The 21,859-nt window shown below is 43.4% G+C and carries 18 protein-coding genes, 9 tRNA genes and 1 pseudogene; 16 read left to right on the forward strand and 12 right to left on the reverse strand.

Annotated elements, in window-relative coordinates; translation table 11 throughout:
• Positions 1 to 82: 82 nt before the first annotated feature.
• The 5 genes from ACSJJG_RS06240 (at position 83) to cysM (ending at position 4,912) form a co-directional block, all read left to right on the forward strand.
• On the forward strand, positions 83 to 1,120 hold the full coding sequence (locus ACSJJG_RS06240; protein ID WP_481088807.1) for a sulfate ABC transporter substrate-binding protein: 1,038 nt from the start codon (positions 83 to 85) through the stop codon (positions 1,118 to 1,120).
• Entirely contained in the window at positions 1,120 to 1,950 is an 831-nt protein-coding gene (cysT, locus tag ACSJJG_RS06245; protein WP_481088808.1) for a sulfate/thiosulfate ABC transporter permease CysT, read from the forward strand. The genes ACSJJG_RS06240 and cysT overlap by 1 nt, the downstream gene beginning before the upstream one ends.
• On the forward strand, positions 1,950 to 2,795 hold the full coding sequence (gene cysW / locus ACSJJG_RS06250) for a sulfate/thiosulfate ABC transporter permease CysW (RefSeq protein WP_481088809.1): 846 nt from the start codon (positions 1,950 to 1,952) through the stop codon (positions 2,793 to 2,795). Before cysT ends, cysW begins: the two co-directional genes overlap by 1 nt.
• A gap of 14 nt (positions 2,796 to 2,809) precedes the next feature.
• Entirely contained in the window at positions 2,810 to 3,898 is a 1,089-nt protein-coding gene (cysA, locus tag ACSJJG_RS06255; RefSeq protein ID WP_481088810.1) for a sulfate/thiosulfate ABC transporter ATP-binding protein CysA, read from the forward strand.
• 132 nt (positions 3,899 to 4,030) lie between these two features.
• Positions 4,031 to 4,912 carry a cysteine synthase CysM gene (gene cysM / locus ACSJJG_RS06260; RefSeq protein WP_481088811.1) on the forward strand — a complete coding sequence of 294 codons (882 nt, stop codon included), beginning with the start codon at positions 4,031 to 4,033 and terminating at the stop codon, positions 4,910 to 4,912.
• A gap of 149 nt (positions 4,913 to 5,061) precedes the next feature.
• Here cysM and crr read toward each other — a convergent pair whose 3' ends face one another.
• From crr to cysZ, 5 genes are all read right to left on the reverse strand, one after another.
• The gene (gene crr / locus ACSJJG_RS06265; RefSeq protein WP_481088812.1) at positions 5,062 to 5,571 is read right to left on the reverse strand and encodes a PTS glucose transporter subunit IIA; all 510 of its coding nucleotides are present in this window, start codon (positions 5,569 to 5,571) and stop codon (positions 5,062 to 5,064) included.
• A gap of 45 nt (positions 5,572 to 5,616) precedes the next feature.
• Positions 5,617 to 7,344 (reverse strand): phosphoenolpyruvate-protein phosphotransferase PtsI, encoded by a 1,728-nt coding sequence (gene ptsI, locus ACSJJG_RS06270; RefSeq protein WP_481088813.1) that lies wholly within the window; start codon positions 7,342 to 7,344, stop codon positions 5,617 to 5,619.
• Between the two features lie 124 nt (positions 7,345 to 7,468).
• Positions 7,469 to 7,726, reverse strand: a complete 258-nt coding sequence (gene ptsH, locus ACSJJG_RS06275) for a phosphocarrier protein Hpr (protein WP_047767271.1) — start codon at positions 7,724 to 7,726, stop codon at positions 7,469 to 7,471.
• 431 nt (positions 7,727 to 8,157) lie between these two features.
• On the reverse strand, positions 8,158 to 9,111 hold the full coding sequence (gene cysK, locus ACSJJG_RS06280) for a cysteine synthase A (protein ID WP_481088814.1): 954 nt from the start codon (positions 9,109 to 9,111) through the stop codon (positions 8,158 to 8,160).
• Between the two features lie 241 nt (positions 9,112 to 9,352).
• Positions 9,353 to 10,129, reverse strand: a complete 777-nt coding sequence (gene cysZ, locus ACSJJG_RS06285; protein WP_481088815.1) for a sulfate transporter CysZ — start codon at positions 10,127 to 10,129, stop codon at positions 9,353 to 9,355.
• Between the two features lie 220 nt (positions 10,130 to 10,349).
• Here cysZ and zipA point away from each other — a divergent pair, with 220 nt between their 5' ends.
• The 4 genes and pseudogenes from zipA to ACSJJG_RS06305 form a co-directional block, all read left to right on the forward strand.
• Complete coding sequence (gene zipA / locus ACSJJG_RS06290) at positions 10,350 to 11,279, forward strand: cell division protein ZipA (RefSeq protein ID WP_481088816.1); 930 nt, start codon at positions 10,350 to 10,352, stop codon at positions 11,277 to 11,279.
• Between the two features lie 61 nt (positions 11,280 to 11,340).
• Positions 11,341 to 13,359, forward strand: a complete 2,019-nt coding sequence (gene ligA / locus ACSJJG_RS06295) for an NAD-dependent DNA ligase LigA (RefSeq protein WP_481088817.1) — start codon at positions 11,341 to 11,343, stop codon at positions 13,357 to 13,359.
• A gap of 176 nt (positions 13,360 to 13,535) precedes the next feature.
• Positions 13,536 to 14,726 (forward strand): NupC/NupG family nucleoside CNT transporter, encoded by a 1,191-nt coding sequence (locus ACSJJG_RS06300; RefSeq protein WP_481090389.1) that lies wholly within the window; start codon positions 13,536 to 13,538, stop codon positions 14,724 to 14,726.
• Between the two features lie 95 nt (positions 14,727 to 14,821).
• A pseudogene (locus ACSJJG_RS06305) lies at positions 14,822 to 15,028 on the forward strand (DUF3820 family protein); the annotation flags it as partial.
• Between the two features lie 43 nt (positions 15,029 to 15,071).
• Here ACSJJG_RS06305 and ACSJJG_RS06310 read toward each other — a convergent pair.
• The 3 genes from ACSJJG_RS06310 to gltX all read right to left on the reverse strand — a co-directional run bounded on the left by ACSJJG_RS06310 (position 15,072) and on the right by gltX (position 16,907).
• A tRNA-Ala gene (locus ACSJJG_RS06310) sits at positions 15,072 to 15,147 on the reverse strand.
• A 66-nt stretch (positions 15,148 to 15,213) separates the two neighbouring features.
• A tRNA-Ala gene (locus ACSJJG_RS06315) sits at positions 15,214 to 15,289 on the reverse strand.
• A 202-nt stretch (positions 15,290 to 15,491) separates the two neighbouring features.
• On the reverse strand, positions 15,492 to 16,907 hold the full coding sequence (gltX, locus tag ACSJJG_RS06320) for a glutamate--tRNA ligase (RefSeq protein WP_481088818.1): 1,416 nt from the start codon (positions 16,905 to 16,907) through the stop codon (positions 15,492 to 15,494).
• Positions 16,908 to 17,176: 269 nt separating this feature from the next.
• On the opposite strand from gltX, the gene ACSJJG_RS06325 reads away from it, so the two are divergent.
• The 7 genes from ACSJJG_RS06325 (at position 17,177) to ACSJJG_RS06355 (ending at position 17,915) form a co-directional block, all read left to right on the forward strand.
• Positions 17,177 to 17,252: transfer RNA gene (locus ACSJJG_RS06325), tRNA-Val, on the forward strand.
• A 34-nt stretch (positions 17,253 to 17,286) separates the two neighbouring features.
• A tRNA-Val gene (locus ACSJJG_RS06330) sits at positions 17,287 to 17,362 on the forward strand.
• 45 nt (positions 17,363 to 17,407) lie between these two features.
• Positions 17,408 to 17,483 (forward strand) — tRNA-Val (locus ACSJJG_RS06335).
• Positions 17,484 to 17,529: 46 nt separating this feature from the next.
• Positions 17,530 to 17,605, forward strand: a tRNA-Lys gene (locus ACSJJG_RS06340).
• A 30-nt stretch (positions 17,606 to 17,635) separates the two neighbouring features.
• Positions 17,636 to 17,711 (forward strand) — tRNA-Lys (locus tag ACSJJG_RS06345).
• Positions 17,712 to 17,741: 30 nt separating this feature from the next.
• Positions 17,742 to 17,817, forward strand: a tRNA-Lys gene (locus ACSJJG_RS06350).
• 22 nt (positions 17,818 to 17,839) lie between these two features.
• Positions 17,840 to 17,915 (forward strand) — tRNA-Val (locus ACSJJG_RS06355).
• 89 nt (positions 17,916 to 18,004) lie between these two features.
• On the opposite strand, the gene ACSJJG_RS06360 is transcribed toward ACSJJG_RS06355, so the two are convergent.
• From ACSJJG_RS06360 to ACSJJG_RS06375, 4 genes are all read right to left on the reverse strand, one after another.
• A complete protein-coding gene (locus tag ACSJJG_RS06360) occupies positions 18,005 to 18,649 on the reverse strand; it encodes an L-fuculose-phosphate aldolase (RefSeq protein ID WP_481090390.1) in 645 nt (214 codons plus the stop codon).
• 26 nt (positions 18,650 to 18,675) lie between these two features.
• On the reverse strand, positions 18,676 to 19,770 hold the full coding sequence (mtnA, locus tag ACSJJG_RS06365; RefSeq protein ID WP_481088819.1) for an S-methyl-5-thioribose-1-phosphate isomerase: 1,095 nt from the start codon (positions 19,768 to 19,770) through the stop codon (positions 18,676 to 18,678).
• Between the two features lie 9 nt (positions 19,771 to 19,779).
• On the reverse strand, positions 19,780 to 21,045 hold the full coding sequence (mtnK, locus tag ACSJJG_RS06370; RefSeq protein ID WP_481088820.1) for an S-methyl-5-thioribose kinase: 1,266 nt from the start codon (positions 21,043 to 21,045) through the stop codon (positions 19,780 to 19,782).
• Positions 21,046 to 21,234: 189 nt separating this feature from the next.
• Complete coding sequence (locus ACSJJG_RS06375; RefSeq protein ID WP_481090391.1) at positions 21,235 to 21,606, reverse strand: YkgJ family cysteine cluster protein; 372 nt, start codon at positions 21,604 to 21,606, stop codon at positions 21,235 to 21,237.
• Positions 21,607 to 21,859: the final 253 nt, after the last annotated feature.

Below are 21,859 nucleotides of genomic sequence, written 5' to 3' on the forward strand. Positions count from 1 at the left end.
TAGCCGGTAAACTACCCTGTTATAAAGATTCTGGATACAGTAGAGAAATTGTTGTCGAATAGCGTGATGAGTAAGGTGTTGGATGAAAATAGTGGCAATAAAAAATAAATTATTAAACGGAGTGGCTAGCCTGTTGTTTTTTGCCTGTCTCAACGTTTATAGCTCTAGCGCCTTGTCTGTTGAGTTGCTGAATAGTTCTTACGATATTGGACGAGAATTGTTCTTGAGCTTGAATCCGAAATTTGAAAAACAATGGAATGAACAGAACCCGCAGGATAAATTGACCATTAAGCAGTCCCATGCCGGTTCATCTAAACAAGCATTGGCTATTTTGCATGGATTGCGGGCGGATGTTGTCACTTATAACCAAGTCACAGATATTCAGATCTTGCACGATCGCGGCAATCTCATTCCCGTCAATTGGCAGCAGCGTTTGCCGAATAATAGTTCTCCATATTATTCCACTATGGCGTTTCTGGTACACAAAGGTAATCCCAAACATATCCAAACTTGGGAAGATTTGGTGCGAAATGATGTGAAATTAGTTTTCCCAAACCCAAAAACATCAGGTAATGGACGCTATACCTATTTGGCTGCATGGGGCGCTTTTCAGCAAAACAATCCGCATGATCCCGCTACGGTTAGCCAACTGATGCAGCACTTTTTACAGAATGTAGCGGTGTTTGATACCGGAGGTCGCGGGGCAACAACTTCCTTTATTGAACGGGGTATAGGGGATGTACTGATTAGCTTCGAATCTGAGGTCAAGAACATTCGCAAACAGTATGGAGAAGATAATTACCAGGTCATTGTACCGCCGGTAAATATTTTGGCTGAATTCCCGGTGACCTGGGTGGATAAGAGTGTGCAGAAAAATGGTACGGAAGCGGTTGCCAAAGCGTATTTAAATTATCTGTATAGTCCGTCAGCCCAGCAGATCATAGCCAGTTTTAGTTATCGTGTGATTGATCAACATGTGATGAAAGCACAACAATCCCGTTTTCCTGTAACCAAACTGTTTCGCCTCGAAGAACAATTCGGTAGCTGGCCTCAAGTGATGAAAACTCACTTTAATACTGGCGGTACGCTTGATCAGTTATTGAAAGAAGGGCGCAAATAATGTGGGTATTTAGCAAACGTGTCTTGCCCGGATTTGGGTTGAGTTTAGGCTGTAGCCTGTTTTATGTCTGCCTTATCCTGCTATTGCCATTAAGTGCATTGGTCGTACAGCTTTCCAGTATGACATGGGAACAATATTGGCAAGTCATCGCTAACCCGCAGGTTGTTGCCGCTTATCAGGTGACACTGTTGGCCGCGGCGATTGCCAGTTTATTCAATATGGTTTTTGGTATGTTGATGGCCTGGATATTAACGCGCTATCAATTTCCCGGACGTAGTTTATTAGATGGTTTGATGGATTTGCCATTTGCTTTACCGACGGCAGTTGCTGGTTTAACGCTAGCGACACTCTTTTCTGCCACAGGGTGGTATGGGGTTTGGCTTGGTCATTTCGATATCAAAATCGCCAATACCTGGCTGGGGATTGCGGTCGCAATGGCATTCACTAGCCTGCCGTTTGTTGTGCGTACTGTTCAGCCTGTGCTTGAAGAATTAGGTCCTGAATATGAGGAAGTAGCACAGACATTGGGAGCAAGCCGTTGGCAGACTTTTCGGCGGATTATATTACCAGAGGTTTCGCCTGCATTGATTGCCGGAACTGTGCTCTCTTTTACGCGTAGCCTGGGAGAATTTGGTGCCGTGATTTTCATTGCAGGCAATATTGCCTGGCAAACCGAAGTTGCCTCCCTGATGATCTTTGTCCGCCTGCAAGAATTTGATTATCCAGCGGCTAGTGCGATCGCTTCAGTCATCCTCGCGGCGTCGTTATTACTGCTGTTTAGCGTCAATATCTTGCAAAGTCGTTTTGGTAAACGGATAGGGGGACATTAATGACTGAATTTTCCGCATACACAGTGGCACAACGTCCCGCTATAAATTGGGAAAAATGGTTATTGATCGGCACTGGTGTACTTTTTTCCCTTCTGTTGTTGGTCATACCGATAGCATGGATTTTCTTGACCGCCTTTTCCAAAGGAATCGACATAGTTGCCCAGAATCTTTTCGATCCCGATATGCTGCACGCTATCTGGCTAACAGTGATGATTGCGCTTATCACCGTCCCCCTTAATTTAGTTTTTGGTGTGATGACGGCATGGTTAGTGACACGTTTCCAATTCCCCGGCAGACAATTATTGCTGACATTAATTGATATTCCGTTTGCGATTTCGCCGGTTGTGGCTGGATTACTTTATCTGCTGTTTTATGGTGCGAATGGCTGGTTAGGAAGTTGGCTTGGAAATTATGACATCCAATTGATGTTCTCATGGCCTGGTATGGTATTGGTGACAGTGTTTGTGACATGTCCGTTTGTTGTCCGTGAATTGGTGCCGGTGATGTTGAGCCAAGGCAATCAGGAGGATGAAGCTGCCATATTGTTGGGCGCCTCTGGCTGGAAGAGGTTCTGGCGCGTGACATTGCCAAATATTCGTTGGGCATTGTTATATGGTGTCGTTTTGACCAATGCGCGCGCGATTGGGGAATTTGGTGCTGTGTCTGTGGTATCGGGGGCAATTCGCGGTGAAACCTATACGCTGCCTTTGCAGGTTGAGCTGTTGTATCAAGATTACAACACGGTTGGCGCATTTACGGCTGCGGCCTTATTGGCGGTGATGGCGATTATTACTCTGATTGTCAAAAGTGCATTGCAATGGCGTTTAAGCCGCCAGCACGGGTAGGTTAGGAGCGGGATATGAGTATTGAAATCAATAAAATCAGTAAATCTTTTGGTCGATCTCAGATACTGAATGACATTTCACTGGATATCGAATCTGGTGAGATGGTCGCCTTGCTTGGTCCATCGGGTTCTGGCAAGACGACATTGTTGAGGATCATCGCAGGGCTGGAGCAGCAGAGTGCGGGCCAATTGAAATTCCACGGCCAGGATGTCAGCCGGCTACATGCAAAAGATCGGCGTGTTGGATTTGTATTCCAGCACTATGCCTTATTTCGCCATATGACGGTATTTGATAACGTGGCTTTTGGCCTGACGGTTCTTGCTCGTCGTCAGCGTCCCAGTGCTGAGGTATTGCGTAGTAAGGTCATGGCATTGCTGGATATGGTGCAACTGGCCCATTTGGCAGAACGTTATCCGTCGCAGCTTTCTGGTGGACAAAAACAACGTGTAGCATTAGCGAGGGCATTGGCGGTTGAGCCACAGATCCTCTTATTGGATGAGCCTTTTGGTGCATTAGATGCTCAGGTGCGCATGGAGTTACGTCGCTGGTTGCGTCAGCTGCATGAAGAATTGAAGTTTACCAGCGTATTTGTCACCCATGATCAGGAAGAGGCTATGGAGGTGGCTGACAGGGTAGTCCTTATGAATCAAGGACGCATTGAACAGGTCGGTACTCCCCAGCAGGTATGGCATGAACCAGAGAGCCGATTCGTGCTTGAATTTATGGGGGAAATAAACAAACTGAATGGTGAAATTAAAGGTTCCCAACTCCGTATTGGTGGGAAAATTTTTCCATTGAATATCACCCCCCTGCATCAAGGAAATGTTGATGTTTTTTTCCGGCCTTGGGATATGATGCTTAGTGCCAGGCAAACACCTGCTTGCCCTTTGCCGGTACAAATCGTGGAAGTAAGTCCTCGCGGTCATTTTTTCCTGTTATCAGTGCAGCCGATAGGGTGGGGTGATGAATATCTGTCGGTGATTTGGCAGGATAATTCATCCATACCAGTTAGAGGAAATCACTATTTTATTGGGGGCACTGGTGCCCGCTTGTATGCGGGAGATTTACCATTAAAAGTGTTGAGATTTGCTGAATCAGCCTGATTTAATTTACCTTTATATTGAATCCCTATTTTCCGCCATGCAAGGAAGTAGGGTTTTTTTGCTTAATGTCTTGCTACAGTTTCCTTAATATGATTATTTGCTTATCCATTCTCATACGAACTAGGTAATGCTGTGGCAAGCTTGGAAGAATTTATAGGTAATACACCGCTGGTAAAATTACAGCGAATTACAGAAGGTATTGACGCTGAGATTTGGGTGAAGCTGGAAGGTAATAACCCGGCGGGTTCCGTAAAAGATAGAGCTGCGCTTTCGATGATCCTGCAAGCGGAATTGCGTGGGGAAATCGTCCCGGGTGATGTTTTGATTGAAGCAACGAGTGGTAATACCGGTATTGCACTGGCGATGATCGCGGCGGTAAAAGGATATCGCCTAAAATTATTGATGCCTGAAAATATGAGCGTTGAGAGACAGGCATCAATGCGGGCTTACGGTGCTGAATTAATTTTAGTCAGTAAAGAATTGGGAATGGAAGGTGCGCGGGATTTGGCGCAAGAAATGGAGAAAAATGGGGAAGGAAAAGTTCTGGACCAATTTAATAATACGGATAATTCACTGGCTCATTTTAATACTACTGGCCCGGAAATTTGGCAGCAAACACAGGGACGGATCACGCACTTTGTTTCCAGTATGGGAACAACAGGCACGATTACGGGGGTAAGCCGCTATTTGAAATCTCAGTCAGACAGAGTGAAAGTTACCGGATTACAACCTGCGGAAGATAGTCATATTCCTGGTATTCGTCGTTGGACTCCAGCGTATATGCCCGGAATTTATCAGAAAGCGCTGGTGGATCAGATCCTGGATATCACCCAAACGGAAGCGGAAGAGACTATGCGTTTGTTGGCGCAAAAGGAAGGTATTTTCTGTGGTGTCAGTTCTGGTGGGGCAGTTTCTGGGGCATTACGTATTGCCGCCGAAAACCCTGGTGCCGTCATTGTAGCGATTATTTGTGATCGTGGTGACAGGTACTTGTCTACGGGGGTATTTAATTAACCTTTTATTATCCGTAAAAAATCGTCCTGTTTTATCAGACACTCTGAACTGACTAGCCTGATAAAGCAGTGACGATTTACGAACAGTTCATCAATTAAAATGAATCGGTTAACAGAAAAAGAGGCACATATTCCTCAATGACTTTTCTGTTACTTTTTGATTCGCATGATGACTGACTCACCTACGACTACGGAGCCATTTACTTTCGTTAACTCTTTAATTTCATCCATGTTAGAAATAACCACAGGCGTTAAGGTTGATTTAGCTCTTTCTTCCAGAAATGCCAGATCAAACTCTAAGACCAAATCCCCTTTTTGTACCCGTTGACCTTCTTCGGCAATGCGTTTAAAACCTTCACCTTTCAGTTCAACGGTGTCAATGCCAAAATGGACGAATAGCTCAATGCCACTATCAGATTCGATAGAAAAAGCATGATTAGTTTCGAAGATCTTACCAATGGTGCCATCAACAGGAGCGACAATTTTGTTGCCGGTTGGTTTAATTGCAATACCATCACCGACGATTTTTTCGGCAAAAACAACATCTGGAACATCTTCGATGTTGACTATCTCACCTGACAATGGCGCGATAATGTCAATACTGCCACTATTTTTTTTATCGTCTGAAACCAGAGATTTCAATTTATCAAGCAGACCCATGAATCTTCTCCTAATTGTTTAATGGGACCGTATTCTGGCTAATTCTTAGCAGAGTGTTTTTTCTCTGGTAAAGGTGTCAACCAAATCCATCAATTCCTTTGCTGTTGGCTGAGTCAAGGCCTGCTCTGCCAGTGCTTTTGCATCATCATAATTAGTATTACGGATGATCTTTTTAATGCGTGGAATTGATATTGCACTCATGCTGAACTCATCCAACCCCATGCCAAGGAGCAACAACGCGGCGCGTTCATCACCGGCAAGCTCTCCACACATGCCTGTCCATTTACCTTCGGCGTGTGAAGCATCAATAACCTGCTTGATTAAGCTCAGCACTGCTGGTGACATTGGGTTGTAGAGATGAGAAATCAGCTCATTACCACGGTCTACCGCAAGAGTATACTGAGTTAGATCGTTTGTCCCAATACTAAAAAAGTCAACCTCTTTTGCAAGATGATGAGCAATGGTTGCAGCAGCAGGCGTTTCCACCATGATGCCTACTTCAATCGATTCATCAAATGCTTTGTTTTCATTGCGTAATTGCTCTTTGAGTAACGCAAGCTCAACTTTCAATTCCCGAATTTCTTCAACTGAAATAATCATTGGGAACATAATGCGCAGTTTACCAAATGCAGAAGCTCTCAGGATAGCACGTAATTGAGAATGTAAGATCTCTTTACGGTCAAGGCAAATACGGATCGCGCGCCAGCCAAGGAATGGGTTCTCTTCTTTTGGCAGATTCATGTAAGGTAAGTCTTTATCGCCACCAATATCCATTGTACGGATAATGACGGCTTGATTACCAACAGCTTCTGCAACTGCTTTATAAGCTTCAAATTGTTCGTCTTCGGTTGGCAGCGAATCGCGATCCATAAATAGAAATTCAGTACGGTATAAACCAATACCTTCGGCACCATTGCGTTCAGCGCCGGCAATGTCACGCACCGTACCGATATTGGCGCAAACCTCAACTTGGTGACCATCCAATGTGATGGCAGGTAAGTCTTTCAGCTTCGCCAGTTCGGTTTTTTCTGTCAGATACTCACTTTTCGCCGTTTTCAGTTTCTCGATTTCAGTATCAGATGGGTTCACATAAATGTGATTATTGACGGCATCCAGAATCAGGTAATTGCCATTTTGGATTTGCTTGGTCGCATTGGTTGTGCCAACAATCGCCGGTAATTCCAGAGAACGAGCCATAATGGAAGTGTGTGACGTTCGGCCACCAAGATCAGTGATGAAGCCTAATACCTTGTCCAGATTAAGTTGTGCGGTTTCTGATGGGGTCAGGTCACTGGCAACCAAGATGACTTCTTCTTCAATGGAACCTAAGTCGATAATTGGCATATCCAGAATATTTCTCAGTAAGCGCTTACCAATATCACGGACATCGGCGGCTCGCTCTTTCAAATATTCATCATCCAGTTCTTCCAGCGCATTGGCCTGATCTTCAATAACGGAATGAACGGCTGCATCTGCTGTTAACAGATTTTTTTTAATCAGTGTGATAATTTCCTGCTCTAGCTCTTCATCTTCCAGCAACATAATATGGCCTTCGAAGATTTCAGCTTTTTCTGCACCCAGATTTTTTTCGGCTGTTTCTCTAATAATCTCTAATTGTGCGGAAGATTTGTCACGGCCTTGCTTAAAGCGGGAAATTTCTTGTTCAACTTGTTCAGGAATAATTTTTTTATGATTGATAATGATGGGATCTTCTTTCAGTAATAACGCTTTACCGAAAGCAATTCCTGGTGATACTAAAATACCTGAAATCATATTATATGACCTTACTGCGGGTGATTACCTTTCATTAAGACTTAGGGGAAACCCTAAATATCCCCAGATTTTATTGGCCTGGGGATAAACTGAATGGAATAGATTGGTTTAATTGAACGGACGATTATTCCAATTCACCCATTAATTTAACTAAATGTTCAACAGCCTGTTGTTCATCTTCGCCTTCAGCAGAAATCGTTACGACTGTACCTTGAGTCAATCCCAGCGTTTGTAATTTGAACAGGCTTTTTGCGCTGGCAGACTTGCCTCCAGAAGTCAGAGTAATGTCAGAAGCAAAGCCTTTTGCTTCTTTGACAAATTGTGCCGCAGGGCGAGTGTGGAGGCCATTTGGTGCAGTAATAGTAACTTCTTGCTGGAACATAGTATTTCCTCAATAACTTAAATATTCGTTGATAAGCCACAGAGAATTCCATTGGATATAGCTGAATTCTCTGTGGCTTATACAACCGTTAAAATGATAATGAAGTAAAGCGTATTCCCTTCGCTTTTCAAGTTATTGCGTGGCTAATTTTAACTTGAAATTTAGTGGGATTATAATAATCATTATCAAAAAATTAACATACTTGATGTACTCAATTGTTGATTTGGTGTTAATACACGCTATCCGAAGAATGCTTTAATTGAATAACGTCTGGTTGGCGATTAATTTCGTGCATCAAAATAATTACTGGTTAAATACTAAAGCTACTTGAATAAATCATCTAGGAAAGTTTTAAACTTTGATCTGATGCACAAAAAAGCACCCTGGAGGTGCCTTTTTGTCAAGGTAGTGAAAAATTCTAAGTATAATTTTTACTCACTGAGTAAGTCAGCAAACAGTGCTGTACTGAGATAACGTTCAGCCGACGAAGGCAAAATTACCACGATGTTTTTGTCTTTATAGGCTTCTTCTTGCGCTATTTTGACAGCCGCTGCAACAGCCGCCCCTGAAGAAATGCCAGCAAGAATTCCTTCTTTTTCAGTGACTTCCCGTGCAACTTGCATCGCTTCTTCACTGCTGATTTTAAATACACGGTCAACTAATGTTAAATCTAAGTTATCAGGAATGAAGCCAGCACCAATTCCCTGAATTTTATGTGGGCCTGGTTTAAGTTCTTCACCCGCCAATTTTTGGCTGATAACAGGTGAACTTTCGGGTTCTACCGCAACGATAGTCACTTGTTTGCCCCGCGTATTTTTTAAGTAACGGGCAACACCCGTGATTGTGCCGCCAGTTCCTACGCCAGCAACAAAAACGTCTACATTACCATCAGTATCTTCCCAAATTTCAGGGCCAGTGGTTTTTTCATGAATTTCCGGGTTGGCAGGATTACTGAATTGTTGCAGAAGGATATAACGGTCAGGATTGCTGTCACGGATTTCGTTAGCTTTCTCAATCGCGCCTTTCATGCCTTTTGCACCTTCGGTCAGCACCAAATTTGCGCCGAGTACTTTCAGCAATTTACGTCGTTCAAGGCTCATTGTTTCAGGCATGGTCAATGTCAGCTTATAACCACGAGCAGCTGCAACATAGGCAAGTGCAATCCCTGTATTACCACTGGTTGGCTCGATAAGTTCTTTATCTTTGGTCAGAATGCCACGTTTTTCAGCATCCCAAATCATATTGGCACCAATGCGGCATTTGACACTGAAGCTGGGGTTACGGGATTCTACTTTTGCCAAGATGCGACCATTTGCGAAATTTTTTAAACGTACTAGCGGAGTGTGACCAATAGTCAACGAATTATCTTCATAAATTTTGCTCATTGTTCGATTGCCCCTAACATACCGTAAATACTGATTAACCATACGCTAACATCCTATTTATGGAAATAAGGTTTCAGTCTATTCTTATTATATAAAAGAATAATTGATGGTCATTTTATATTCTTCTGATTATTTAAGATTGGCATGAATTTTTGCAAAAACAAAGCCCTCTGATATGCTTATAATTTGTCAGGGGCTTTGTTTGATGTAGTAGGCAGAAGGTAGTCAACAGGCGACTAAATTAGTTTGATGATGTGCGATTCAGGGCATGTTGAGCATGGTAGCGATCAACCCACATCGCAGTGGCTCCACAAACCGCAACGGGCATGATAAACAGGTTCACAATTGGGATCATAGTCAGAATGCTTACCGCTGTGCCGAATTGCAGGTTATCTATTTTATTTTGGCGTAACGTATTGCGCATGGTGGTAAAACTGACTTTATGGTTATCAAACGGATAATCACAATATTGGATTGTCAGCATCCAGGCACTGAAAATAAACCAAAGGAGGGGAACGATGGTTTGGCCTATTCCTGGAATGAAGTAAAGTAACAGTAGGATAAATGCACGCGGAATATAGTAAAGAATTTTCACTACTTCGCGTTTCAAAATACGGGGCGTGTCTTTGAATAAGTCAATAACGCCAGTATCAGGTGTCGGAATGCCTGTTAAGTCAGCCTCCAGTTTTTCTGCCAGCAAGCCATTGAATGGCGAAGCGATAAAATTAGCCAGTGTACTGAAAAAATAAGTAAAAACCAGTAAGATAGAGATAACTGCAATTGGCCAAATCAAATAGCTTAACCATTGCATCCAGTCTGGTATTTTATCGAGAGTCCATTGTATCCAGTCACCCAGTTTATGGTATAGCCACCAAAATGAACCACCTAGCAATAAGATGTTAGCCAATAAAGGTAATAAAACGAATCTCTTAATGCCAGGACGGATTATTAGTTGCCAACCTTGGGCAATATAGTGAAATCCACTCGCATGTTTTGGCAACTTTGTCGAATTCGTCATATTTTCTTATTCTCTCTTAGATGATTGAGACGGTATGATATAGGCAGGATTTTCTACTGACTAGTCGTTTTATGAGTAAAAAACATCCGAAAAAACAGAGAAATTCTCTCATTATGGTAAGAAAAGTACGTAGAGACTTGCACTTGTCCTATTTGACAAATACTCTTATCTAAAGAATATTCCGCCGTGATGGCAATTAATTTAAACAACAGAGATAGCAATGATGCAGGATTTGCGTCTGATATTAATCGTTGTTGGTGCGATAGCCATAATAGCATTGCTATTACATGGGTTGTGGACCAGCCGTAAAGAGCGTTCATCACTCTTTCGTGATCGCCCAGTTAAACGTCATAAACAGGGGCGTCAGGAAGAGCCAAAGGATGATGATGGCGATGAACAGTTTGATAATACGCCAAAATCGAATGTTCAGGAGTCGGCGAAACCGCAGACTGAACATCGTGCAGAGCCGGTTATCGAACGTCATGCGTCTGAATCGTCGGCCATAGTGCCTGATGATGGTACTGATCCTTTACTTGCCAGGCATCAATCTGATGCTTCTACAGTCAAGGTGAAAGATGTCGATGATCAACAGGAAGAACCACAACTTGGCTTGTTTGATCCGGTTGAGTCCGTTGAATCGAAAGAAACCAGTGTAGCAGACTCTGACATTGTGGAAGGGCAGCCAAAAGCAGCGAAAAATGAAGCACAGTCTAAATCTGAACAGACTAAAAAAGAGACCGTGTTGGTGTTGCATGTGGCCGCTCATCATGGGCAGGAGCTGAATGGTGAAGTACTGTTCCAAAGCGTTTTACAGTCAGGCTTCCGGTTTGGTGAGATGAATATTTTTCATCGCCATCTAAACCCATCGGGTAGCGGTGCTGTGTTGTTCAGTTTAGCTAACATGGTAAAACCTGGTTCGTTTGACCCAGACCAAATGGTCGATTTCACTACACCTGGCGTTTCCATATTTATGCTTGTGCCTTCATATGGTGATTCCCATCAGAATTTTAAACTGATGTTACAGGCGGCCCAGCGCATCGCTGCTGATGTGGGAGGCGTAGTTCTGGATGGTGAGCGCAAGTTGCTGACACCACAGATGATCGAACGCTATAAGGCGCGTATCCGTGATACGCTCAATGTCAGTGAATAACCCTTCTTTTTTAGTATCAAGCCCCCGCTAGTCGGGGGTTTTTCATCTCTGGTGATAAATCATGGAAAATATTATCCAAAAAATCAATGAATTAAAAACAACATTACGTCATCACGAATATTTGTATCATGTTATGGATGCGCCAGAGATCCCTGATGCAGAATATGATCGTTTGATGCGAGAATTAAAAGCGCTGGAAGAGCAGCATCCAGAACTGGTGACTGCGGATTCTCCTACCCAGCGAGTGGGAGCAGCACCGTTAACGGCGTTTGAGCAGGTACGCCATGAGATCCCTATGTTGTCTCTGGACAACGTATTTGATGAAGAGAGCTACCTGGCATTTGACAAACGCGTTCGTGATCGTCTGAAAGATGGCCGGGATTTGGTGTTTTGTTGTGAGCTAAAACTTGATGGTTTGGCGGTCAGTTTGCTGTATGAAAATGGGGAATTGGTACAAGCTGCGACTCGTGGTGATGGGACAACGGGGGAGAATATTACCGCCAACGTCCGTACTATCCGTGCCATTCCCTTGCGTTTGAAAGGGGATAATATTCCCGCTAGCGTCGAAATCCGTGGTGAAGTCTTTATGAAACAAGCCGGGTTTGAAAAATTCAACGAAGAAGCGCGTCGTACTGGAAATAAAGTCTTCGCCAATCCCCGCAATGCGGCGGCTGGATCATTGCGTCAGCTCGACCCTCGCATTACTGCCAAGCGTCCACTTACTTTCTATTGCTATGGGGTTGGTGTGCTGGAAGGCGGAGAGTTACCAGCAAGTCACTATGAACGCCTGATGCAATTCAAACGGTGGGGATTGCCTGTCAATGACAACGTGAAGTTATGCCAGGGCACTCAACGGGTGATGGATTTTTACCGTGACATTGAGCAGAAGCGGCCGACACTCGGCTTTGATATTGATGGAATTGTCGTCAAGGTTGATTCCCTCGAATTACAAGAAAGGTTGGGCTTTGTTGCCCGAGCGCCACGTTGGGCGACGGCTTTCAAGTTTCCGGCTCAAGAACAGATGACTATCATTCGTGATGTCGAGTTTCAGGTAGGGCGTACTGGCGCCATTACTCCGGTTGCTCGTCTGGAGCCTGTATTGGTGGCAGGTGTTACGGTGAGTAATGCCACGCTGCATAATGCAGATGAAATTGAACGTCTGGGGCTGCGTATTGGTGATACGGTGATTATTCGTCGTGCCGGAGATGTTATCCCGCAAGTCGTGGGCGTTGTTTATGAAAACAGACCAGCAGAAACTCAGGAAGTGATTTTTCTCGTACATTGTCCGGTTTGTGGCTCCGATATAGAGCGTGTCGAAGGTGAAGCAGTCGCTCGTTGTACAGGAGGCTTGTTCTGCGGAGCGCAGCGCAAAGAGGCACTGAAACATTTTGTTTCCCGTCGTGCTATGGATGTTGATGGCATGGGCGAAAAAATTATTGAACAGCTTGTGGATAAAGAATATGTCAAAACGCCAGCTGAACTTTTCCGATTGACCGCCGGGAAATTAACAGGTCTTGAGCGAATGGGACCTAAATCTGCGCAAAATATCATTAATGCCTTGGAGAAAGCGAAGAAAACCACTTTTGCACGCTTTATTTACTCTTTGGGTATTCGTGAAGTTGGTGAAGCGACAGCCGCCAACCTGGTTGCACATTTTGGCACGTTAGAAAAATTACGTGCAGCGGACATGGAGGCACTGATTGCGGTGCAAGATGTGGGAAGTGTTGTTGCCCGCCATGTCGTGAATTTCTTTAATGAGCCACACAATCAGGTGGTGATTGATGATTTGGTTAACAATATTGGTATTCATTGGGAATCGACTGAAAGTCTGAACTTTGATGAAGTCAACAATCCATTTGCTGGCAAGACAGTAGTATTGACGGGTTCACTGAACCGTTTATCCCGAGATGAAGCTAAAGATAAGCTGACTGCTTTAGGCGCAAAAGTGACAGGAAGTGTGTCTAAGAAAACAGATCTGGTTATTGCAGGTGAAGCTGCGGGTTCTAAATTAGCTAAGGCTAATGAGCTGGGAATTTACGTTATTGATGAAGAGGAAATGCTCCGTTTATTAGGTGAATAATATGTCTTCTATTTAGGGCGGCGATTATTAAAGTGTGATCGAGTTAGCTAAATAGAGACATGTAACCACCTAAATAGTAAATTAATGTGACAGTAATCAAAATTTACTATTATGTGTTACATAGAATACAGATGTAAATTTGCACAGAATCGTGTTTGGAGTTCTTCTTTATGGCTATATCTCATGTTTTACATTTTTTACTCGCATTAGTGGTCATTGGCGGCCTGGCGGTTTTGGCAAGTAATAACCGGAAGGATATTAAGATTCGTTATATTATTCAGCTGCTGATAATCGAACTCTTTCTGGCCTGGTTCTTCCTGAATTCTAACGTCGGTTTGGGAGTCGTTAAAGGATTTGACGATTTATTTGTCCATCTATTGTCTTATGCAGCGAAAGGGACCAGTTTTGTTTTTGGTGGCATGATAGAAGCAAATCTGGCCTTTTTCTTCCTGAATGTATTGTGTCCTATCATTTTTATCTCCGCCCTGATTGGTATTTTGCAACACATCAAAGTACTACCCATTATCATTCGTGTAATAGGTACAGTGCTGTCTAAAATTAACGGCATGGGTAAACTGGAATCATTTAATGCGGTCAGTTCATTGATTTTGGGGCAATCAGAGAATTTTATTGCTTATAAAAATGTGCTGGGCAAAATGTCTGAGCGCCGGATGTATACGATGGCGGCAACGGCAATGTCTACCGTATCTATGGCTATCGTCGGTGCTTACATGACGATGCTGGATGCAAAATATGTGGTTGCGGCACTGATCCTCAATATGTTCAGCACTTTTATCATCTTATCTCTCATCAACCCTTACTCTGTTGAGAATGAAGAAGATATCCATATGAGCAACCTCCACGAAGGGCAAAGTTTCTTTGAAATGCTGGGCGATTATATTCTGGCGGGTTTCAAAGTTGCTTTGATTGTCACTGCGATGTTGATCGGCTTTATTGCCTTGATTGCAGGCATTAATGCAATTTTCCATCTGGTATTTGGTATCACTTTCCAGGAATGTATGGGATATGTGTTTTATCCGTTTGCATGGATCATTGGTATTCCAAGTGATGAAGCGCTGAAAGTCGGCAGTATCATGGCAACCAAGTTAGTTTCTAACGAATTTGTGGCGATGCAGAGCCTGCAAGAGATGTCTGCTCAACTAAGTGAACATTCGAAAGGTATTCTGTCCGTATTTTTGGTTTCTTTCGCTAACTTTGGTTCCATTGGGATTATTTCTGGCGCTGTTAAAGGGCTGGATGAACAACAAGGTAATGCTGTTGCGCGCTTTGGCTTGAAATTGCTGTTTGGTTCAACGCTGGTGAGTTTCCTGTCCGCAGCAATTACCGGACTGATTTTGAGCGTCTAATCTGTGTCATTGGATTTGATAAAAAACAATCGAAAGTGGTGTCCTGGCAGATGCCACTTTTTTTATATTCATAGTGAGATAATAAGGTTGATATGATGAACAAAGAAAACTTGTTGGAAATAGCCAATACAGCTATGCCATTTGGTAAATACAAAGGGCAAATGCTAATTGATTTGCCGGAAGAGTATTTACTTTGGTTTGCCCGCAAGGGGGCGTTCCCACAGGGAAAACTGGGAGAGTTGATGGAAATGACGCTTGCAATAAAAATTGAAGGATTGGACGCGCTGGTAAAACCGTTGAAAGAAAAAATCCCTGAAAACTTGTGTCTTCAAGGATTGAGAATTTTGGTGGAGCTAAGCGGGATCGAACCGCTGACCTCTTGCATGCCATGCAAGCGCTCTCCCAGCTGAGCTATAGCCCCACAAATGTGGTTCAGGTTTTGAATACCAAATACTGATTACTCTGATGAGTAAGTAAGATAAGTATTTGGTGGAGCTAAGCGGGATCGAACCGCTGACCTCTTGCATGCCATGCAAGCGCTCTCCCAGCTGAGCTATAGCCCCAAATCAAAATCCTGTAGAACGGGGCGAATCATATGAAAACCGGAGAATTCTGTCAATGAATTCATTAATATTCTCCGTGTAAGCGCTGAAAAAGCCGTCAATGACCCGTTTTGAGGACAAAAAATCAAGGCACTGTAATAAGTTGAGTGCCTTGATTATTCACGCTACGTTATGACGTAACATCGGTAAATGATTATTTATTTTATTGCGCTTCACGCTGGGCAATATAAGCCAGAGCCTGATCAATACGAGCTAATGAACGAGCTTGGTTAATCGCGTGGATTGTTACATCAACGCTCGGAGACTGACCCGCACCTGTTACAGCAACACGCAGTGGCATACCGACTTTACCCATGCCAACGTCCAGCTCGTCAGCGGTAGCCTGAATAGCGTGATGGATATTCTCAGGTGTCCATTCAGTAATCGCGGCCAGTTTCGCACGGGCAACTTCTAGTGGCTGGCGAGCAACAGGGCGCAGATGTTTTTTCGCCGCATCCGCATCAAACTCGGCAAACTCTTCATAGAAATAGCGGCAAGATTCAGCCATTTCTTTCAGGGTCTTGCAGCGCTCACCCAACAGTTTGATCAAATCAACCAGTTCTGGACCCGTGCGAGTATCAATATTTTGCTGTTCAATATGCCATGCTAAATGTACAGCAACTTTTTCTGCTGGCAGGGTATTGATGTAATGGTGGTTCAACCATTGCAGTTTTTCCGTATTGAATGCACTGGCAGATTTACTGATGGCATCAAGGCTAAACAGTGTAGTCATCTCTTCAACGCTGAAAATTTCCTGATCGCCATGTGACCAGCCCAGACGAACCAGATAGTTCAACAATGCTTCTGGCAGATAACCATCATCACGGTATTGCATTACGCTGACTGCACCGTGGCGCTTGGACAGTTTTTTACCATCGTCGCCGAGGATCATGGAAACGTGGGCATATTCTGGGACAGGTGCGTCGAGCGCTTTTAGGATATTGATCTGACGTGGGGTATTGTTGATATGGTCTTCACCACGAATAACATGGGTAATTTCCATATCCCAGTCATCAATAACCACACAGAAATTATAAGTTGGTGAGCCGTCGGTACGGCGAATGATCAAATCGTCCAGCTCCTGGTTACTGAATTCAATCGGGCCACGGATGCTGTCATTAAAAATGACAGACCCTTCTTGTGGGTTGCGGAAACGCACAACATGTGGCTCATCGTGACTATGCAGGCATTCGCTATCACGGCATTTTCCGTCATAACGTGGTTTTTCACCATTAGCCATCTGAGTTTCACGCAATTGTTCCAAACGCTCTTTAGAGCAATAGCAGCGGTAAGCAGTACCTTGCTCTAACATTTCATCAATAACCTGGTTATAACGGTCGAAACGTTTGGTCTGGTAATAAGGGCCTTCATCCCAATTCAGATTTAACCAGTTCATCCCGTCCATAATTGCGTCAATGGCTTCTTGGGTAGAACGTTCCAGATCGGTATCTTCGATGCGAAGAACAAATTCACCTTTATTGTGGCGACTGTATAACCAGGAATAAAGAGCAGTACGCGCACCACCAACATGTAGATAGCCAGTAGGACTTGGTGCAAAACGGGTTTTAATTTTACTCATCAGGAATTGCCTTAATTACGTTTCTCTTTATCAGAGAGCGTGTTGGATGATTGAAGTAACAACAGTGGGGGTTATTTTATCACTGCACTTCAATTCCTCAATGGCGTTAACGGCAGGTTATTGAGAAAAGCTAAAATAACCCATCTAAATAATACCATGACGTGATTATAATTGTTTCATTCTGTTTAATTTTACGACGAACGATTGTTTTAGTGATAAAAAGCGTTGACTCACTTCGAACTATCCCTATAATGCGACTCCATCACGACGGGCGATTAGCTCAGTTGGTAGAGCATCTCCCTTACAAGGAGGGGGTCATCAGTTCGAATCTGGTATCGCCCACCATATTTCTCGTAGTGATAAAAATGATTTTATGATTGGGCGATTAGCTCAGTTGGTAGAGCATCTCCCTTACAAGGAGGGGGTCATCAGTTCGAATCTGGTATCGCCCACCAATCATAAATCAGTGGTATTGATGTCGTTAATAGTCATCATGAAGTGGGCGATTAGCTCAGTTGGTAGAGCATCTCCCTTACAAGGAGGGGGTCATCAGTTCGAATCTGGTATCGCCCACCACTTCATCGGGTTGTTTCGTCTCCGGTATCACATTGATATTTAGAATGGGTCGTTAGCTCAGTCGGTAGAGCAGTTGACTTTTAATCAATTGGTCGCAGGTTCGAATCCTGCACGACCCACCATTCAAATATCAAAATCAAAATTATCTAATTGGGTCGTTAGCTCAGTCGGTAGAGCAGTTGACTTTTAATCAATTGGTCGCAGGTTCGAATCCTGCACGACCCACCATTTAGATACCAAAATCAGAATTACCTAATTGGGTCGTTAGCTCAGTCGGTAGAGCAGTTGACTTTTAATCAATTGGTCGCAGGTTCGAATCCTGCACGACCCACCATTTAGGTAGCAAGATATGAAGTGGGCGATTAGCTCAGTTGGTAGAGCATCTCCCTTACAAGGAGGGGGTCATCAGTTCGAATCTGGTATTGCCCACCACTTCATCCCAGCACTTCTTATCAGGCACTCGCTTACCCTAGGATCATATCCCCTTGATACTTTTTCTTCTGATATACAAAACCTCGCGGCTATTTTACCTTTAGCCCATAACTTTTGAATTTTTCCAGCACTTGCTGCATTTCTGCCGGAGAAAGTATTGAAACTGTCCCCATAATTGGCAGCACTTTTAAATAAAGTTGTGCCAGTATTTCAATTTCATTGGCCAGCCATAGCGCTTTTTCCAAGCTAACTTCCATTGCGATCATGCCATGATGCTGCATCAATAATGCCTTACTGTATGTGATCCCCTTTTTTACATTGTCAGCTAATTCAGCTGTGCCAAAAGTGGCATAGGGAATGCAAGGAACATGATCAGTTCCGGTAACGGCAACCATGTAGTGGATAGCGGGTATGGCATGATTGAGAATAGAGACTGCCGTGGCATTAACAGCATGATTATGTACAACGGCATTGAGATCAAAACGTGTTTGATAGCAAGAGAGGTGAAAATACCACTCGCTTGAAGGCACCTTATCGGCTTCATATTCCCCCTGATGACTGACAAATACGATTTGATCAGCCGTTAGCTTTTCATAAGGTATGCCACTGGGGGTAATCAGAAAACCGTCTTGATAGCGGGCACTGATATTGCCCGATGTCCCTTGGTTCAATCCGAGTGCGTTCATTTTGAGACAAGTTTCAATAATCTCTTGGGCGATTTGCTCTCTAGTCATCATTTTTACCTTGCATGATAATGAGGTTACCCACACAGATCAGGGAAAAGCGCCTGTATTCCTGCCGCACTGGCATCACAAATCCCACGTTCAGTAATCAATCCGGTGATAAGTTCAGCAGGTGTAACATCAAAAGCATAATTTTCGCAGGATGTTCCATGTGGCGCTGTATTGACCCAGCTTCGTATACCTTCAGGTGTGATGCCATATACGTGGGATTGTTCTTCACCTGAACGCCGCTCAATGGGAATTTCTTTTACGCCATCCCAGATTGTAAAATCCAGTGTAGGAGATGGCAGGGCAACATAAAAAGGCACTTGATTGGCTTTGGCTGCTAATGCTTTGAGGTAAGTACCAATTTTGTTGCATACATCGCCGCGGGCCGTTGTCCGGTCTGTGCCAACAATACAGAGGTCCACTTTGCCATGTTGCATCAAATGCCCACCGGCGTTGTCAGCAATTAAAGTATGTGGTACGCCATGTGAGCCTAATTCGAAAGCAGTTAACCCTCCCTGATTACGTGGGCGGGTTTCATCAACCCAGACATGAACCTTGAGTCCGGCATCATGTGCCATATAAATTGGCGCCAGAGCAGTTCCCCAATCTACCGTTGCGAGCCAGCCGGCGTTGCAGTGAGTCAAAATATTGACTGTTTCGCCTGTTGATTTTGTTTCTGCGATACTCTGGATTATTTTTAATCCGTACTCACCAATTTTGCGACAGAGTTCCACATCTTCATCTGCAATTTCATTGGCGATACGATAAGCCATTGCTTCACGTTGTGAATGTTCGATATTTTCTAATGCTCGATAAATGCGCTCCAAGGCCCACTTTAAATTGATCGCAGTAGGACGAGTTTTCACCAAAACATTGTAAGCCTGTTGCAGACTTTTATCGCTACTTTCTTGATGCATTGCCAAAGCCATACCATAAGCGGCGACGACACCAATCAACGGCGCTCCCCGTACCCACATTTCTTTGATGGCTGTTGCAGCATCTTGCATAGTGCGTAGTTGAATCGTCTGCACTTCAAAAGGAAGTTTGGTTTGGTCGAAAATTTCGACGATATAACCATCGTCAGCAAGCCAAACAGAACGGTAATGAATACCATTAATTTTCATATCAACCTCTTAACACTGTGCAATATAACGTCTGATTAGCGAAAAAGTGGGATAATTTTCTCCATTGACTATCAATTCTCGTGCCAGTTTCAGTACTCGTTTTTCACAGATAGCGCGCTGGTTTTGATCTTCAATTTGTTTGAAATCGGCAACACCGGCAAACCCAACAATACGCCGATTGATTTCTAAGCCGGCATAGGCGAGTGTGTCTTTAAATAGGGTGGATAGAAAGTCATCTTGCACTGTTTTTAAGAAGGAAGCATCGAATGTACCCTGTTGATAAAGTACGATAGGATAGGCATCGCCAATCTCTTTTTCATTCCATAATTGGCGAAAATGGCGTTCAAATACCGACCAGGTTGTTTCTATTTGTCCTAAAAGCCATGTTTGATAATCAACGCATTGCGCATTATTTTCTCGCAGGGCTGGCTGGGCGAAGTAAGCCATTAATAAATTACCGATATAGTTACCGATATCAAACGCCATTGGTCCCATAAAACTAAATTCTGGATCAATAACTTTGATGGAATTTGACGTCACCATGATTGAGCCGGAATGGAGATCACCATGCAGCAAAGCTTGTGCTTGCGTCATGAATTGATACTTATACTGCATGGCGGCTTGAATAAGTGCTCGATCTTGCCAAATGGAGTCGATCTCATCGTCAAGTTGGGGGGAAGTCCAGCTATTTCTCTCTGCGTTAAAATAGGGTTCAGTAAAAATCAGATCTTCAGTGATCTTGCAAAGTTCATGATTATTAGCGAAGCGAGCAACAAGATTTTTTTTATCTTTACCAGCCATACCAATATCAGAGGTATAGAACAGCGTATTTGCAAGGAAAATGCCCATATCTTCAGCGAGATGGGGGAGTTTTTCTCCGGCAATCAGGCGATTGCGCAGGATGATATGCTGAGATAAATACTCCATGACAAAGAGCGACATTTTCTCATCATAAAAATAGACATCAGGAACATATTCTTTGGCGACTTTTTTTTCTTCAATCAGGGCATGATATTCAAAATGCGCACGAACAAGGGAAAGCGGCCATGATTCACCCGCAGCCCGTACATAAGGCAGGGCCTGTTTTACGACAATCGTTTTTTCTTTTCCAGAGACGATAAAGACTAAATTAAGATTTCCATCACCCACTTCTTGAATTTGCCAGGTTTCAGGGGAACCGCCTGGTGAAATGGTTGTTGGTAAATTTTTAGTGAGATAATGTGATAAAGATTCGCAAGTTTGTGGAATATACCCTGTGGGGAGATGAGCAGACATTATTTTTCATCCTGATAATTTCATGAAGGAAAGTTCATAAACTGCACAGCGATAACTCATTCTGCTGTAATAAAATTGACATTTGTTAACTATAGATATGCAAAAGTAAGGTGTCTGTGATGAGACTAACGAATTCCTCTTGAGTGAAATATTCTGTTTTTTATTCGACTAATATCAAACGAGTATCAACTATGTTTGAGGTTTTGGCAGAGGGGGAAGGCCATAAGCCGCTCTGGCACGATCACAACTTTCATTATAATCTTCCGTTTCCCAGGCTTGGGGAAATTCTCTGCAAGGGGAGGGCCTTTTATCATAAATAGAACAGGAAACCGACTTACCAATTTCACCACATAAATTGATACATCGAGGGTGAGGTTCATTGGTGCCTTTCATACAGCGCCTGAAATCATTTAATTTTTCGGTCATAGATACGGGAACTGTGCCGCCACCATCCTCAGCTTCAGCCCAATAAAATGAAACACGAAAATATGCACAGCAAGCTCCGCAATTAATACAGGGATTGTCTTGTAACTTGGATTGAGATATTAACGTTTTACTCATACCCGATGTCATTATCTGATGTTTAAGACCTATACTTAGGAAAAATAACCTTTCCGCAAAAAGCCCGTTTTCCAATGGAAATCGAGCCTCCTTAAAAATAAATTATGTTGCCAAATTATGTCTATTTTCAAGATAAATTTATATACCAATCGCCTTTCAATATGTGTCTTATTATCTCCCTCGCTACGCGGGGAGATATAAACAATCACATTGATTTGCAAGCTGCAATTTGAAGTTGGATTGGTATATATAG

This window comes from Xenorhabdus sp. SGI 60 (genome assembly GCF_056632175.1).

What these genes read in the sequence shown, in the direction of transcription:
- ACSJJG_RS06240 (WP_481088807.1), top strand. Translation starts at nt 83, where the DNA reads ATGAAAATAGTGGCAATAAAAAATAAATTATTAAACGGAGTGGCTAGC.
- cysT (WP_481088808.1), top strand. Translation starts at nt 1,120, where the DNA reads ATGTGGGTATTTAGCAAACGTGTCTTGCCCGGATTTGGGTTGAGTTTA.
- cysW (WP_481088809.1), top strand. Translation starts at nt 1,950, where the DNA reads ATGACTGAATTTTCCGCATACACAGTGGCACAACGTCCCGCTATAAAT.
- cysA (WP_481088810.1), top strand. Translation starts at nt 2,810, where the DNA reads ATGAGTATTGAAATCAATAAAATCAGTAAATCTTTTGGTCGATCTCAG.
- crr (WP_481088812.1), bottom strand. Translation starts at nt 5,571, where the DNA reads ATGGGTCTGCTTGATAAATTGAAATCTCTGGTTTCAGACGATAAAAAA.
- ptsI (WP_481088813.1), bottom strand. Translation starts at nt 7,344, where the DNA reads ATGATTTCAGGTATTTTAGTATCACCAGGAATTGCTTTCGGTAAAGCG.
- ptsH (WP_047767271.1), bottom strand. Translation starts at nt 7,726, where the DNA reads ATGTTCCAGCAAGAAGTTACTATTACTGCACCAAATGGCCTCCACACT.
- cysK (WP_481088814.1), bottom strand. Translation starts at nt 9,111, where the DNA reads ATGAGCAAAATTTATGAAGATAATTCGTTGACTATTGGTCACACTCCG.
- cysZ (WP_481088815.1), bottom strand. Translation starts at nt 10,129, where the DNA reads ATGACGAATTCGACAAAGTTGCCAAAACATGCGAGTGGATTTCACTAT.
- zipA (WP_481088816.1), top strand. Translation starts at nt 10,350, where the DNA reads ATGATGCAGGATTTGCGTCTGATATTAATCGTTGTTGGTGCGATAGCC.
- ligA (WP_481088817.1), top strand. Translation starts at nt 11,341, where the DNA reads ATGGAAAATATTATCCAAAAAATCAATGAATTAAAAACAACATTACGT.
- gltX (WP_481088818.1), bottom strand. Translation starts at nt 16,907, where the DNA reads ATGAGTAAAATTAAAACCCGTTTTGCACCAAGTCCTACTGGCTATCTA.
- ACSJJG_RS06360 (WP_481090390.1), bottom strand. Translation starts at nt 18,649, where the DNA reads ATGACTAGAGAGCAAATCGCCCAAGAGATTATTGAAACTTGTCTCAAA.
- mtnA (WP_481088819.1), bottom strand. Translation starts at nt 19,770, where the DNA reads ATGAAAATTAATGGTATTCATTACCGTTCTGTTTGGCTTGCTGACGAT.
- mtnK (WP_481088820.1), bottom strand. Translation starts at nt 21,045, where the DNA reads ATGTCTGCTCATCTCCCCACAGGGTATATTCCACAAACTTGCGAATCT.
- ACSJJG_RS06375 (WP_481090391.1), bottom strand. Translation starts at nt 21,606, where the DNA reads ATGAGTAAAACGTTAATATCTCAATCCAAGTTACAAGACAATCCCTGT.